Consider the following 15,326-nt stretch of genomic DNA (forward strand, 5'->3'; position numbering starts at 1 on the left):
TAATTGGTTATACTAATCGTTCAACAATAAATGCCTATTTAATAGCCTGGATTTTGTTTGTACAGATATTTACTTAATCTGATCTGTGCTTCGGGAATCGGTAGATATTCATTCCTATCTGCTGTAAAATGTGCCGAGGAATAATAAGATCGACGTGACTTTTCTACATCATAATAGGCATTCATGGCCTGGTCTGCAATTCCCCAACGTACCAGATCAAAGAATCTTCCATTTTCCATCGCAAGCTCCAAACGTCTTTCCCAACGTAACGCCTTCCGGGCATTATCTTCGGTCCACACAATATTATCACCATTTTTGTAGGTTTCGATCAGCGTTTTATCATTTGCATAACCCGTAAGTGAGGTGCTATTTTTTGCCCGCGTACGCACTTGATTGATCAATGGCAGTGCTTCAGCCGAACGATGCAGCTCGATAAGCGCCTCTGCCCGCATCAACAGCACATCGGCAAAGCGCAATACAATTCGATTTTTTGTATTGGCATAGAAGGGAACCATAGGGACAAAACAATCACAGTCGGGATCAACATTTTCTTTTAACGATGCATAAACAGCATACTCTGCCGGATTACGATTCCAGCTTTCTTCGTATGTTCTTTTGCTACTATACTTGTACGGTAAGCCCGGGATTGCAACTGTATGGAATAACCTCGGATCATACTTCTCGGAGGTATTAAAGCTATTCAACGCATTATAATTATCCAGTGGTAGACCTTTACCCGTTGTGCGAAACGCATTGACAAGGCTTTGACTCGGTTTATTGAAATCACAACAGCCCACACCCATAGGTACGGATAGCAGATCAGAAAAGTTAACACGCCCAAATTTTGTCCCGTCATCTTTTGAAAACTGAACTGAAAACAGCGCCTCTGTTCCATTTTCATATTTGCCCGGCAAGAAGTTAAATGCAAAGTCGGTTTCCAACGTATGGTTCGATGAAAGCACAATATCCGTATTTTGTACAACCTTTTCCAAATCTCCCGCATCGATACCCGTCACCATATTACGTTCGGCATTGTCCTGACGGTATCCCTTATACAGGTAAGCTTTGGCGAGATAAGCGGCAGCGGCGATACGATTGGCCCGACCGACCTCCGTTTGCACAGCAGGAAGATGATCTACCGCATACTGAAAATCCGCTACAATCTTTTGCCATAATGCATCGTTGCTTAGGGCTCTATTCGATACGGTTTCATAGCTGTCTACCGGTACGTTTTCATCGATATAAGGTACATATTTGAAAAGGATCTTGAGCATAAAGTAAAAATGCCCCCGAAGAAAGCGTGCTTCACCCAGTTTTTCTTCCTTCCCGTCGAAATTGTCCATTTCCTGTATGGTCTTGATTGTTGTATTGGCACGCGAAATCGCAACGTACAACTGAAACCATAACTTATCCAACTCCGCGAAATTGGTTGTAATGTTATTTGAGACCTCAAGAAAATGAAAGGTCTGGATATCCTGTGGTCCCGATCCGCCTTTATAAGCATCGTCCGACCGAACCGTACCATAGGGCCATAAGCTAAAAGGGACATCATAATGATCGTTACCCAATGCCGCATAGGTAGCTGTCAATAATCGTTCAGGCTCCTTAACCTGATCGGAGCTTAGTACACCATTGGGTGTTTGATCTAAAAATTTGGTGCATCCTGGAAGTAGTCCAGCAAGAACCATGAATATCGCTATTTTAGTGGTTATTTTTTTCATCCGTATAAATTATTTAGAAGTGTATCGCCTTATTTCGCTCCCATTTTAAAATCCAATGTTTACCCCAGCTGTCCAGGTCGTTGGAATTGGATAACCCCAACCTACATTTTCAGGATCCACACCGGTGAAATTTTTTGATTTAACGGTAAATAGATTCTGACCAGTTACATAAATCCTTAATCGGCTCATACGTAGGTGTGCGGCGGTTGCTGTTGGCAAAGTGTAGCCCAGAGACAAATTCCGGAGCTTCATATAAGATCCATTCTCGATAAAGTAATTTGACAGACGGCCCTCGTCGTTGTTATTTGTTGTTTGTAAGGCCGGGATCGTTGACGTTGGATTTTGTGGTGTCCAGGCATTGAGCAGACGTACACCTTTATTGGAATTGACGTCGTCCACACTCCAGAAGTCCGTTTGCTTTTTCAGCCAGTTTTCAACATCTATTCCCTGTACCCCCTGAAAGTACGCAGATAGGTCAAAGCTTTTATATTTTAGCACAATGTTCAAACTATAAGAAAAATCAGGATGAGGACTACCAATCCATGTACGGTCCATATCGGTGATCTGCTTGTCCGCATCATAGACGTTGACATAACGTAAACGCCCTATCCCTTTACCGGTCTGATTGACGTGCGCATCCACCTCGTCCTGATTCTGAAAAATGCCGTCGGTGACATAGCCATAAAATGACCCCAGCGGCCGGCCGATAATATTGTCTCCTTGACGACCACCATAGGAGTTTTCTACTGCTTCGGGTAAATGTGTCACCTTGTTTTTATAGGTCGAGAACACAGCCATTACATCATAATCCAATCCAAAGGTTATTTTATTACGATATCCGGCCGATATGTCCAAACCTTTATTTTCCATGGAGGCACCATTCGCCCAACGGTAACCGCCCTCTCCGACCACACCGATATAGGCTGGATTGATCAACATATCTTTGGTTGCTTTAACATACCAGTCAATCGAACCATAGAGACTTTGATTAAACAATGAAAAGTCCAAGCCTATATTCGTCTGCGTGGTAGTTTCCCATTTCAGATCATTATTTTCCGTTTGGATTTTGCGGTATCCCGATGGTAACTTTCCCGTTCCTGCACCCGATAGATCGTATGCTGTACCGTCCACGATATTCCATGTTGGATCAGCAACACCATATTCGGGGACGAACAGGGCATAGGTAGCCAGATTACCAATACCCTGGTTGCCTGTCTGCCCCCATCCCACACGTAACTTGAGGTCAGAAATATAATTTTTTGTACTTGCCATAAAGCGTTCAGAAGAGATCCGCCAGCCTGCCGTTACTGCTGGAAAAGTGGCAAAGCGGTTATTTTTACCGAAGCGGGAAGAGCCATCGTGGCGTACGGTGAAAGAAGCCAGATAACGGTCATCATAGGAATAATTGGCCTTTCCAAAATAGGATAGCAGCGAGAAGCCTGTAGAGCCACCTCCTACTGCCGCTGTACCCGTACTCACACCTGGCCACATATACTCTGGTGTTTCTATGGCAAATGCACCATCACCAGCGGTATAGGCGTTAAAATTAATATCATTCTGACGGTTCATTTCGATACCAGCAAGCACATCTATTGTATGTTTGTCGATTGCCTTCCGATATGTCGCCGTATTGGACCAAGTCCACTTCATTCCATGGGACTGTTCCATATTAACCCCACTCCGGCTGCTATTCATAAATCCCGAACGATAGGATACTTCCAAATTACGTTTGTAAAAATTACTATAGTCCAAACCGTAACTGGTGCGGACATGCAGACCTTTTATAAGCTGTAGATCCGCATAGGCATTTCCAAACAACCGCCAATAATTATATTTATTGTTCCGGTTATCATAAAGTACACGCATGGGATTATGGCGGTCGTTCATTCCCAATGCTGGTCCACCCCATCCTATTCCATCTACTGTATGGACAGGAATAATGGGCAATGCTTTTAACGAAAGGTCAAGCACATCGCCCGGTACCTGCACTTCACCGGTATTGTTTACCGTAAAATTCTCGCCCACCACCAAGCGTCCATCAAACAATTTATAATCGGCATTCATCCGGGCAGATATCCGCTGGAAATCCGTGTAACGGAGTGTCCCATTGTTGTGCAAATAACCTAAGGAGAAAAAGGAACTGGATTTTTCTGTCCCGGAGCTTAATGTCGCATTGTAAGATTGTTGCAATCCCGGTTTTGAAACTTCCTTAAACCAATCGGTATCGGAAGCGTACATGGTATGTTCACGGTCGATATACTTGGAAACAAAAACAGTATTGAGCTGAGGTACGCCATTTGCGTCGTTATTCCATTCAAACTGATAACCAATATTATTTCCGTTGGGGTTTCCGCCATTATTGATGGTGGCCTGCCACAATGCACGACCATATTGTTGGGCATCCAGCACTTTCATGCGATTATTAAAATGCGTACTGGTGGCATAGGCGTCTACTGTAAGTTTAGGGGCACCCATCTTTCCTTTTTTTGTCGTGATGACAATAACACCATTCGCTGCGCGCGAGCCATAGATACTCGCCGAAGAAGCGTCCTTTAAAACCTGAATACTTTCGATATCATTCGAATTGAGTTCATGCATTCCTCCCTGTGTGGGGGTTCCATCAATGACATACAAGGGATCCTGACTACTGTTGATGGAACTGATTCCGCGCATACGCACTGTTGCCGCTCCACTCGGACTACCATCCGAAGTTACTGTCATACCAGCTACCCGTCCTTGCAGCGCTTTCATCGGGTTATTTTCCGGAGCCTTCATCATCTCAGCAACATTAACAACACTCACAGCACCCGTCAAATCCTTCTTCCGTTCTGTTTGATATCCCGTAACGACCACTTCATCGAGCCCCTTTTCGGTAGGCGCAAGCTGAATATCGAGGAACTTTCTTCCTGCCACAGCAATCGTCTGGGAGGCATAGCCGACATAGCTTATTTCCAATGTACCCTGATTGCCCGAAGTCTGAAGGACAAATTCTCCCTTTTCATTTGTCTTGGTGGCTATTGTGGTTCCCTTCACCACTAAAGATGCCCCTACTATAGGTGCTGCTGTCCCACTATCCGTAATTCTTCCCCGGATTTCAGTCTGTTGCGCAAATGCGACAACAGAAAAAAGTGCCAAAGACGGGAGCAGCATTGCTTTCTGTCTTGTAAACATAATTGGTTATAAGTAAATGGTTAATGATTTAGATTGATTATTTGATTATGATAGCGGGTAAACTGCTTCGTAAAGAAGCAGTTTACCTACTGTTGCTTCTGAGCTCCATTGAAGATCGGATGCAACCATTGGAATCGATTGATGACCTCATCGTTATATTCAGGACAAGCCCCCCGGCTCTGTGTCACAAATCCACTTAAGGTGGCCGCAAATTCCAGTACTTCCTCCAGCTGAACACCTTCCTGCATCTGAAACCTTTTGGTCAGGAAAGCCGCCAAAAAAGAATCACCACTTCCGATGGTATCTTCTACCTGAACTTTCAAGGCTGGAAAATGATAACTGATATTGTCTTTTTTATAATGATATACCGCACCATCTGCACCATAGGTTACTATTGCCTCCTGAATTGCAAAACGCTCCATGATCAAGTCCACACGCTGCTGATCGGTATAGGCATCCGTTGCGCCATTCCAGTCGGAAATAACATGCAGTTCCTCGGCATTCATTTTCACAAAATCAGCGTATCCCAACAGTTTATGTATTTTTTCCGGACCAAAATAAGGTGTACGCAGGTTGACATCCATCACCCGGAAGCGGGCTTTTTCCAGCAGTAATAGCAAGCTTTGAAAACTTACTTCATCCCGACAGGCTAGACTACCATACACCAAAAAATCCACCGCTGCAACTGCCTCAAGAACAACATTGTCCACCGCTATTCTATCCCAAGCTACAGGATAAACGATATCGTAATGCACGTCGCGTTTTGCATCGATCGAAACCTCTACTGTTGAAGTTGGTAACAGGTCATCGTACTGGAAGAAATCGGTCGGGATACCCAGATCTTCACATACGTTACGCAACTCGTAACCATTATCGTCACGCCCTATGCGCGTTAGCATACGCGTCGTAACCCCCAATTTATTGAGGTGATAAGCCACATTCAAAGGCGCACCGCCTAATTTTTTACCTGTAGGAAGATTGTCCCAAAGAACCTCGCCAAAACAAATACCCTGTATTGATTTATCTCCGTTTTTCATATTTTCTCCTTTTTATACGAAGCTTCGGCCGAGCGCCAAAAACCAAGTAACAAATTGATTATTATATTTCCCTTTAAATTCAATGTTGACAATAGATACACACAACATGTTATCACATTGTCTTTGATTAAATAACTTTCGATAGGCGCCAGTCGCGTCATGGCTACTTCGACACCTATTGGTGTAGTCCAGCTAAAGACTAATGTAGATTGATGGTATGCCCAAGATCTTCCAATGATTTCCCTTTTGTCTCCGGCATAAACTTAAGCACATAAACAAGCTGCAGCACCATAAATAGGGCAAAGATCAAGAAGGTACCCCCGCCACCGAGCATTTCTGTCAAGGCTGGGAAACAAAAGGTGATAATCGCCGCCATCACCCAATGTGTCAAGCTACCAAATGTCTGCCCTTTGGCACGGACATCATTCGGAAAAATTTCCGAAATAAATACCCAAATCACCGCACCTTGCGAGAATGCGAAAAAGGCAATGAAACTCATCAGATAGATTGTGATCGCAAAACCCGTCGTTTGGTTGGTATAAAAAGCATGTGAAACGAGTGCCAATGAAACAATCAGCCCGATCGAGCCCACCAACATTAATTTTCTTCTGCCCACCTTATCGATGAAATTGATCGCCAGCAACGTAAAAATAAAATTGACAACCCCTATACCAACTGTCGAAAGCAATGAACTCTGTGAGCCTAAACCAGCCATTTCAAATACGCGGGGCGCATAATATATAATCGCGTTGATACCTGAGACTTGATTGAACAGCGCAAAACAAAAGGCCAATAAAATAGGTTTGGCATTTTCGCGAACGAAGAGTTTGCCTTCTCCTGCGGAATTGTTTTTGGACTCCTGAATTTTTGAAATCTCCAGCTCGTAACCATCCGAATTAATTTTTTTCATAATCCGCGTTGCCTCGGCCAAATTCCCTCGGTGCAGCAGCAACCATCTCGGACTTTCCGGGATGAGGAAGATCAAACAGAAGAATAACAACGACGGAAAACACTGTACGCCTAACATCCAACGCCAGGACTCCTCCCCTACCTGACCGATAAAGTAATTGGACAGATAGGCAATCAGAATCCCCAATACGACGTTGAACTGGAAAAGTCCGACCAACTTACCTCGCGATGCTGCCGGGGAGATTTCTGATATATAGATTGGTGCCGTTACCGAAGAGACGCCAACTCCTATGCCACCCAAAAAGCGGAATAAAATAAATATCGTCCAGTCATTCGCCAGTGCACTACCAATCGCTGAAATAAAGTAAAGGGCTGCAACAGCAAATAAGGTATTTTTACGGCCTAATTTATCGGAAGGCAGTGCACCTAATGCTGCGCCGACAACTGTCCCTATCAAGGCGATGGCCATTGTCAGTCCATGCTGAAACTCACTTAAATGCCAGTGTTCCTGCACGGCCTTTTCTGCTCCTGAAATAACCGCTGTATCAAATCCAAATAAAAATCCGCCTAAAGCCACTACAAAGGACCAAGCTAGTACCGTGTTTTTGTTCATGTTATGATCTATAATTGATTAATCCAAATTTAACCCTAGTTTCATCTTAACTTAAATTTGAGCTTCGCAAAAACATTTATTTATGTAACATTTTTTAAAAAACGTTAAAACACTAAAAATCTGAACCTTATACCAGCATTACTTTTTAAAACTTTCACTTTTTAAACAGAAAATTTAGAAAATGATACATTTTTGAAAGTTTCCATATCAGTGTAAAGAATACACTAACAAAGACGAGGTTACCCTAAAAAAACTAAATAATGTATATTCGGATATTGAAGGGAAAAAAATCATGGGAAAATATTTCATTTATGGTGGCATATTGATCCTGCTTCTTTTTTGTGGATGCCAACCAATGGTCCAGAAGAAAAAGCGGATTATTGCTTTTTCACAGTGTATCGGAAATGATGCCTGGCGACAAACCATGCTCGAAGAAATGAAAAGGGAACTTTCCTTCAATCCGGATATTGACTTTCTTTATCGAGATGCCCATGGCGACAATAATGTCCAGATTAATCAAATTCGGGAATTAGTCAAACAGGATATCGATCTTCTGATTGTATCGCCAAATGAGGCCGAGCCCCTTACCCCTATAGTAGATTCGGTATTTCAACGCAATATACCCGTCATCGTAACTGACCGTAAGACATCCTCAGGCCAATATAATGCCTATGTGGGGGCAGACAATCTTGCTATCGGAAAACTGGCGGGCCAGTATAGCCGCACCATTTTACAAAACAATGGTTCGATCGGCCTGGTTACTGGATTATCGGGTACATCCGCCTCCATAGAACGTGAAAAAGGCTTTATGCAGCAAATTGGAGATGCTAAAGGGATTCGAACGAGCGGAATCATTCACGGCGGATGGGAAAAAAACAAAGCTTATTTGGAAACGCGTAGGCATATAGACCAAATGATCCAGAGTGATATCATCTTCACCTTCAATGATCAGATGGCCATGGGGGTAAAAAAAGCATTGGACGAAGCCCAGATCAAAAAGGACATTAAGATAATCGGTGTTGATGCCCTTCCTGGTCCCGGAAATGGCCTTGAACAGATCATACAGGGCAAAATGTTCGCTTCCATACTCTACCCCACTGGCGGAGCCGAAGCCATTCGAACGGCCTTGGCTATCATCAACCACCAAAACTACCGCCGCGAGAATATACTCGCAACCTCTGTCATCGATAAAACCAACGCGGAGTTGCTTGCCCTGCAGTCGGATAAAATAAAGCAACAGCAGCTCGATATAGACAAAAGACAGGAATTCATTACGGAACAGAATAAGATTTACCAAAGTCAAAAGTCGGTTCTTAATGTACTGGTCGTTAGCTTGGTGCTTGCTGTTGTCTTTGGTGGCATTTCTATTATCGTGATCAGGAGCAACTGGGAAAAGAACAAACATCTGGAAATCCAAAATAGTGAGATCCTTGCGCAACAAAAACAGATCGTCGAGATGAATAGTCAGATCCAGCAAGCGGCAGAAATCAAGAATAATTTCTTCACCAACATCTCACATGAATTTAAAACACCACTGACGCTTATTATAGCGCCTATCGAGGACCTTGAATTACGAAAAGACCTGCCAGAAGAAGTCAAAGAACAGTTGTCGCGCGTCAAGCGGAATGCAAAAAAACTACAGCGTTTGGTTACCGACCTCATTGATATCCACCGAATCAGTAAATCAAAAATTAGGTTACATGCGTCTATCGTTTATATCGATCCATTCATCCAGCAGGTAATAGGTAGTTTCAAACCGCTATTTAAGAAAAACAGAATCTCGGTCAGTTATGTCAACAAAACAAGTTTGAAAGAGGTTTGGATGGACGAATACCTCATGGAACAGGTCCTATCCAACTTATTATCCAATGCGATCAAACATACGGCGGCAAGTGGCAGAATTGAAATTATATTGGAAGAAAACAATTTCAAAGACTATTTCTATCTACGGGTTTTGGATAATGGTCTGGGAATTGCGCCGGTTGATATTGAGCATATTTTTGATCCTTTTTACCAAGGAGCCGGCAGCCGTAACGGATCCGGAATCGGACTCGCATACAGCAAACAGATCGTCGAACTGCATCATGGCCAGATCACCGTGAGCAGCAAGCCCGGCCATGGATCGATCTTCACCCTCCGCATGCCAATTGGGAACGGTCATTATGAACCTGCTGAACTGGCCGGTTTCGACAGTGGAGAAAAACCATTGTTTCAGCAACAAGATCTACTGGACACGACAGCAAAGGTGGTAGACAACAATCTTTCTTTTCGATCCAACAAATCGAAGAGCATTATGATCGTCGAAGATAATGATGAAATCAGAGACTATCTCCGCTCGTTATTGGAACAGGATTACAACCTGTTTCTGGCGAAGGATGCCCAGCAAGCCACTAGTATGATGAAGACACATTTTCCAGACCTGGTGATCACCGATATTATGCTTCCTGATGGAAGCGGACTGGATATTTTGAAAGACATCAAAGCCTTTTATCAGACCGCACATATTCCCGTCATCTTACTGAGTGCACTTGCCAACGAGGAGACCATGCTTGAGGGGAGCAAATTAATGGCCGATGACTACATGACTAAGCCATTCAATGCCGAACTGCTGCGGATACGTATTTCAAATATTCTTCAATCGCGTCATCAGCTTAAAGAAAAATATAGCAGCAACGTCGAACAGTTTGAGCGTACTCAAGCCGAACAGGTCAACGATAGCGACAGAAGATTCCTAAACAATCTCTCCGCCATTGTCGAATCCAAGTTATCGGATCAGCGGTTAAGCGTCGACGGGATTGCCAACGACCTCCATCTCTCACGTGTTCAGCTCTATCGTAAGGTGAAACAGCTGCTCGACTGCAGTGTCAATGAGTATATTGCGGAACGAAGATTAAAGAAAGCCAAAAGCCTGATGGCTGAGGGTCTAACCATCAACGAAATATTTAGTAGTGTCGGCTTTTCATCAGCATCTTACTTCGCGTCGGCCTTTAAAAGGAAATATGGACAGTCACCAAGCGCCTATAAAAAAGAACTTGACAAAAAATAGCCGATCAGTGGGACATGCACAAACGAAACGTTAAAACTGCCTCTTTCGTTTAAATAGATAAAAGCTGATCAATAGAAATACAACAACCATCACCATGTTGCAGTAATCGAGCCGTGCAAAGGAATCATTCTCGGATAAGATATTCCTTACCGCATTATAAGCCCCTGTATATGGGATAAAATCCGAAAAACTTTTCTGTGCGACAAGCACGGAAAAGACCAACATAAACATGCCTACTCCAATTGGGTAGATAAAACTTCTGAACAATAGGCTTAGGGCAAGCTGAATCATAGCGATAGCCGAGAGCGTAATAAAAAGTTTCAAAAACGTATAAAAGATTACGACCCTAAAATCATAATTCTGAAACCCCAGTACGGGGTAAATCAGGCTGAGCAGATAACCACTGATCAGAAATGCAGCGTAAGCAAAGAGTATTGAAAACAGTAAGGTCAGCAGGATAAAGACGGCTTTGGAAAAGAAAATATTCGATTTACTGATGGGCACAGTAAAGAGTATTTTATAATTGTTATTCTTATACTCCACATCACAGCAAGCATATACAAACAAAGCGACAAGAATGGGATAGAGTAGATAAAAAAATTGAAATACATATCGACCCAATAAGACTTTCCAGGGATTTGGAATGGCGCTGGCACCACCGGAATTGACAATGTCATAGATTATATAAGCGCTAATCGCAAAAATGAGCAGCATAGGTGCGATCAAGACCCCAAAAATTTCCCTGTTACGAAGAAGTTTGTACTTTTCAGACAAAAAAGCAGTATAAAATGTATTAACCATTTGCACGAGCGATTAGGTTTATAAAAATTTGTTCAAGGTCAGCACCACGGGATTCCAGCCCATAAATAGCAATCTGCTTTTCGACCAAAGATTTGATCATAAAACCAAATTGCAGATCATCGCCGATAGTGACGGCAACGTTTTCCCCTTCGATTTTAACACCAGAAAATCCGCTATTTCTTAAAACCGAAGCTGTTGCTTCGGGACTGGCTGTACGTAGGTACACTTCTCGGTCAACCTGTCCCAGCAGCTCCTGTTTGGTTCCCTGAAAAATCATTTTCCCGCCTTCAATGATACCAATGTGTGTTGTTATTTTTTCAAGCTCACTCAAAATATGACTCGAAAGAAAGATCGTTTTTCCCTGTTCGTTGAGATGACAAAACAAATTACGCATTTCGACAATTCCCTGTGGATCGAGACCATTTAATGGTTCGTCCAGGATAAGCAATTGCGGATCATGGAAAATCGCCATCGCTATTCCCAGCCGCTGTTTCATCCCCATGGACAGGGCACTGGCTTTTTTCTTCCTTTCCCGATGAAGATCTACCATTTCCAATACTTCATCAATGCGTTTGTTGCCTTTTTTGTGGATGATATCCAAGTACTTTAAATTTTCAAAAACGGTCAATTTCGTATAATAGCATGGGGCCTCAATCAAGTTTCCAACATTGGTATAAACGCCTGCGGGATGCGCCTTTAGACTATTTCCCTGAATAAAAATCGTATCTGCCTGATCCTCCAAAAGACCTAAAAGCAATTTGATTGTTGTGGATTTTCCCGCCCCATTTCGGCCGAGATATCCATAAATACTCCTGTCTGGAACTTGTAGGCTAATATTATCCAAGATTGTTTTTGTGCCTATTTTAAAACTAAGTTGTTGTGTTAAGATACTTTCCATGCTATTAGCGGTAAATTGAATCTTTATTGATATCGATATAGAAAATGCCATCGATAAACTCGTGCCATTTTCTTTCTTCATCAATCCCCTGATTAATGACTGAACTAAAACGCTGTTTTAACATACTATTGTTGGGCAACTGACGAAGATCCAAAAAGAAATAGGGTGATTTAGTGGCATGAAATACATTTTCCACTGCCAACTTACCCACTCTATCGACAACACGGCCAGTTTTATCGTATCGTCCATAGGAGGTAAAGTCCAAGCTATACGCTTGAGCTCCATATTTACGCTTTATATAAGTCCCGAGCGGTCGATAATCTGTATTGTATGGGGCAGAAAAACTATGGATATTGGCACACCAGACGATAATCTTTTTGCCGGCGTAAAGCGAAGCGATCTGATAGGTTAGATTTTCCGCCATCAGTGAATCTCTAAAATGCATGCTCTGCATCGACCCAGTTTTAAAGCGCCAAGATTTGTCAAAGTTGTTTTTCATATCAGACAGATACCGACTATAGATCAAATGTTCTGAGTCTTTTACGCCGCTGCGGATCCTACGGTTCAACTCATCCAGTTCTGCCAGAAACTGTTTTTTTTCGTTCGCATTGAGCCGTTTACTGGCAAAACGTTCATATGTCAGGTATTCCAGTTTGTTTCTATTTTTTTTCAATAAAGGATACTTGGTTGAATCAATCCCATTTTTGACTAAGAAATCTTCTAATAATTTCGCCCGCTTATCAGACAATTCCCTACCCGAAAACTGAATATCAAACCCACCGAGAGAAATAGGATTCTGGGATGTTTTCGTATTTTTATAATAAGTTAAGAGCAGTTGATTTTCCTCATTTTGCCACCAAAAGTCAAATAGACCGATACCGCCGACCGTTTTTACTTGAGACCGACTCGTAGGGGTATCCATCTGTGCATTCATCATCCACATATCATATTGCCCTGCCTCATATAAAACTACGTCATAATCGAGATGCTCATGCAGATAACGGATGAGTCTGGCTTTCGCTTTGAAAGTTTCGCCATCATTGTGCAGCATTTCACCCAACATCAAAATTCTATTATTTTTTAGCGTAGCATCAAAAAAGCGTAGATCCGAAAAATTACTATCGGTCATCAAGATACTTTTGATTTCTTTTTTATGGCGATTCACTTCGGTTAATAATGTTGCATGATTCGCCATGGGCGTATCATTATAGACAAGCTTATTAAACGATAAAATTAAAACTGTAGTTATCGCAAGTGCACATAAAACACCTCTCATGCATTTCAGCTTATATAATTCATAATTGATCTGTCTACTGCGTATCGCGCTAAAGTAGGACATACTTAATATAAGATGATCATTTTTTCTTTTTCCACAAAAAATTACACAAAAAAATTAGAAATATAACATGACAATAAAAAGGCGGTTAAGTGAGTATAACACTTAACCGCCTTGCTTGCTTGCTTGCTTGCTTGCTTGCTTGCTTGCTTCGTAAAAAATATAGCAGGAGAAAATTAATACCCTACATTTTGCTTCAACGTTCCTTTGCTATTATCGATGACAGCTTGTGGAATTGGCCACAATTCATTTTTTCCAGCTTTGAACGATCTATTTTCAGAGAAAAAACGATCAGTTAACGAAGTATAGGTAACCTTGCCTGTTTTAGGATCCACCGTACCTTTGGACAGCGCGCCATTTACAGGACCATTCATTACGTCTTTGGCTATTCCCCAACGAATAATATCAAAGCGACGACGTCCTTCTCCGGCGAATTCTACACGCAGCTCACGACGTACCAATTCACGCAGTTTGCTCTGGCCACTGTATACGGCTTTGTCTACTTTTGGCATCTTAGCGCGCTGGCGAACTAGATCGATATTATCATATACGGTATTATCGATAATCCCCAATTCAATCTTTGCTTCCGCATTTAACAAAAGCATTTCGGCATAACGCATCACAATAATGTTGGTACCTACGTTCCAAATGTTCGCATAACTGCTCGGATTTTGGATATATTTTTTATAGTTGTAAGCTGTGCTGGATGCATTATCTGGACCAGATGGATAATCTTCCGATTTCGGATTTAATGGATCGAAATATTTACCATTGTACAGTGCTCCTGGGTAAACAATTGTTGCGCCCAGGCGTGGATCTCTTTTTTCATATGGACTGGCAGGGTCATAAGATTTTGACTCGCCAATAGTCTGTCCATCGGCAGTTTCGTAAGCATCTACCAGACTCTGTGTTGGTACAATAGACCCCCATCCCCCCATTGAATTGGGCAGCATAATACCAAGTGAAGTATATCCTTGAATATTTACCAAATATTCGATATTCATCATGACCTCACTGTTATTTTCATTTGCCTCTTCAAATAAGGTCGCATAATCATCGAATAATTTATAATTAGCCGAAGAAATGATCTCCTGTGTTGTATTGATGACATCCTGGTATTTCTTCTCAAAAGCATAACAGCGCGCCAATAAACCAAGGGCAGCACCTTTGGACATACGGCCGCCACCCTTAGCAAACGACAAATCTGCAGCAGCTTCTTTCAATTCTTTTTCCACAAATTCCAATACTTCTTTTTGCGTATTTGCAGGCACGAACGAATTTTCTGTGGTCAAAGTTTTCGTAATGATAGGTACTCCCCCAAATAAGGTCGCCATATCAAAATACTTATATGCGCGTATGACGCGTACCTCAGCGGTCAGCCGTTTCTTTTTTTCAGCATTAACCGGCGATTTTTCAATATTTTCAAGGATATAATTAGCACGACGGATATGCTCGTACGTATAGCGTGCCTCTGCGTTTCCAGAGTTTGTCGGTGTTGCCGTCCCATTTCCCAAAGCTTGGAATCCTTCCCAAGGGAAATCACTATTGGAGTTATCCGAAGTACAGTCCATGTAAAAGATCTGTGTACCGTCTTCCCAAGCAGATCCTTCGGCCAGCTTACCGTCGCTTCCCCTTGTACCGCTGTACAAACCTGTTACAGCAAAATCGGTTTCTGCTTCCGTTTTCCAAAAATTATCGGCATTATAGGCATCCAACGGTTCCTGATCGAGTTTTTGACAAGAGAACAATAAGGTGGCTACGCTCAATGCAATCGTTATATTTCTAAGTTTCATG

The 15,326-nt window shown here is 42.4% G+C and carries 9 protein-coding genes; 1 reads left to right on the top strand and 8 read right to left on the bottom strand.

Features of this window, described 5'->3' with window-relative positions; genetic code table 11:
* Nucleotides 1–38: 38 nt before the first annotated feature.
* The 4 genes from AACH28_RS09185 to AACH28_RS09200 form a co-directional block, all read right to left on the bottom strand.
* Nucleotides 39–1,721 carry a RagB/SusD family nutrient uptake outer membrane protein gene (locus AACH28_RS09185; RefSeq protein WP_341832761.1) on the bottom strand — a complete coding sequence of 561 codons (1,683 nt, stop codon included), beginning with the start codon at nucleotides 1,719–1,721 and terminating at the stop codon, nucleotides 39–41.
* A gap of 45 nt (nucleotides 1,722–1,766) precedes the next feature.
* Nucleotides 1,767–4,892, bottom strand: a complete 3,126-nt coding sequence (locus tag AACH28_RS09190; protein WP_341832762.1) for a TonB-dependent receptor — start codon at nucleotides 4,890–4,892, stop codon at nucleotides 1,767–1,769.
* An 86-nt stretch (nucleotides 4,893–4,978) separates the two neighbouring features.
* Nucleotides 4,979–5,929, bottom strand: a complete 951-nt coding sequence (locus AACH28_RS09195) for a carbohydrate kinase (RefSeq protein WP_088160623.1) — start codon at nucleotides 5,927–5,929, stop codon at nucleotides 4,979–4,981.
* A gap of 199 nt (nucleotides 5,930–6,128) precedes the next feature.
* Nucleotides 6,129–7,451 carry a sugar porter family MFS transporter gene (locus AACH28_RS09200; RefSeq protein WP_075991614.1) on the bottom strand — a complete coding sequence of 441 codons (1,323 nt, stop codon included), beginning with the start codon at nucleotides 7,449–7,451 and terminating at the stop codon, nucleotides 6,129–6,131.
* A gap of 292 nt (nucleotides 7,452–7,743) precedes the next feature.
* Here AACH28_RS09200 and AACH28_RS09205 point away from each other — a divergent pair, with 292 nt between their 5' ends.
* Complete coding sequence (locus tag AACH28_RS09205; protein ID WP_341832763.1) at nucleotides 7,744–10,497, top strand: substrate-binding domain-containing protein; 2,754 nt, start codon at nucleotides 7,744–7,746, stop codon at nucleotides 10,495–10,497.
* 30 nt (nucleotides 10,498–10,527) lie between these two features.
* Here AACH28_RS09205 and AACH28_RS09210 read toward each other — a convergent pair whose 3' ends face one another.
* The 4 genes from AACH28_RS09210 to AACH28_RS09225 all read right to left on the bottom strand — a co-directional run bounded on the left by AACH28_RS09210 (nucleotide 10,528) and on the right by AACH28_RS09225 (nucleotide 15,325).
* Nucleotides 10,528–11,298, bottom strand: a complete 771-nt coding sequence (locus AACH28_RS09210) for an ABC transporter permease (RefSeq protein ID WP_341832764.1) — start codon at nucleotides 11,296–11,298, stop codon at nucleotides 10,528–10,530.
* Nucleotides 11,291–12,196, bottom strand: a complete 906-nt coding sequence (locus AACH28_RS09215) for an ATP-binding cassette domain-containing protein (RefSeq protein WP_341832765.1) — start codon at nucleotides 12,194–12,196, stop codon at nucleotides 11,291–11,293. The genes AACH28_RS09210 and AACH28_RS09215 overlap by 8 nt, the downstream gene beginning before the upstream one ends.
* A 4-nt stretch (nucleotides 12,197–12,200) precedes the next feature.
* Nucleotides 12,201–13,391, bottom strand: a complete 1,191-nt coding sequence (locus AACH28_RS09220; RefSeq protein ID WP_341832766.1) for an erythromycin esterase family protein — start codon at nucleotides 13,389–13,391, stop codon at nucleotides 12,201–12,203.
* A 317-nt stretch (nucleotides 13,392–13,708) separates the two neighbouring features.
* Nucleotides 13,709–15,325, bottom strand: a complete 1,617-nt coding sequence (locus tag AACH28_RS09225) for a RagB/SusD family nutrient uptake outer membrane protein (RefSeq protein WP_286802362.1) — start codon at nucleotides 15,323–15,325, stop codon at nucleotides 13,709–13,711.
* Between the last annotated feature and the right edge of the window lies 1 nt (nucleotide 15,326).

Origin of the sequence: Sphingobacterium thalpophilum, from assembly GCF_038396785.1 — a bacterium.
In the GTDB taxonomy this organism is placed as follows: Bacteria; Bacteroidota; Bacteroidia; order Sphingobacteriales; family Sphingobacteriaceae; genus Sphingobacterium; species Sphingobacterium thalpophilum_A.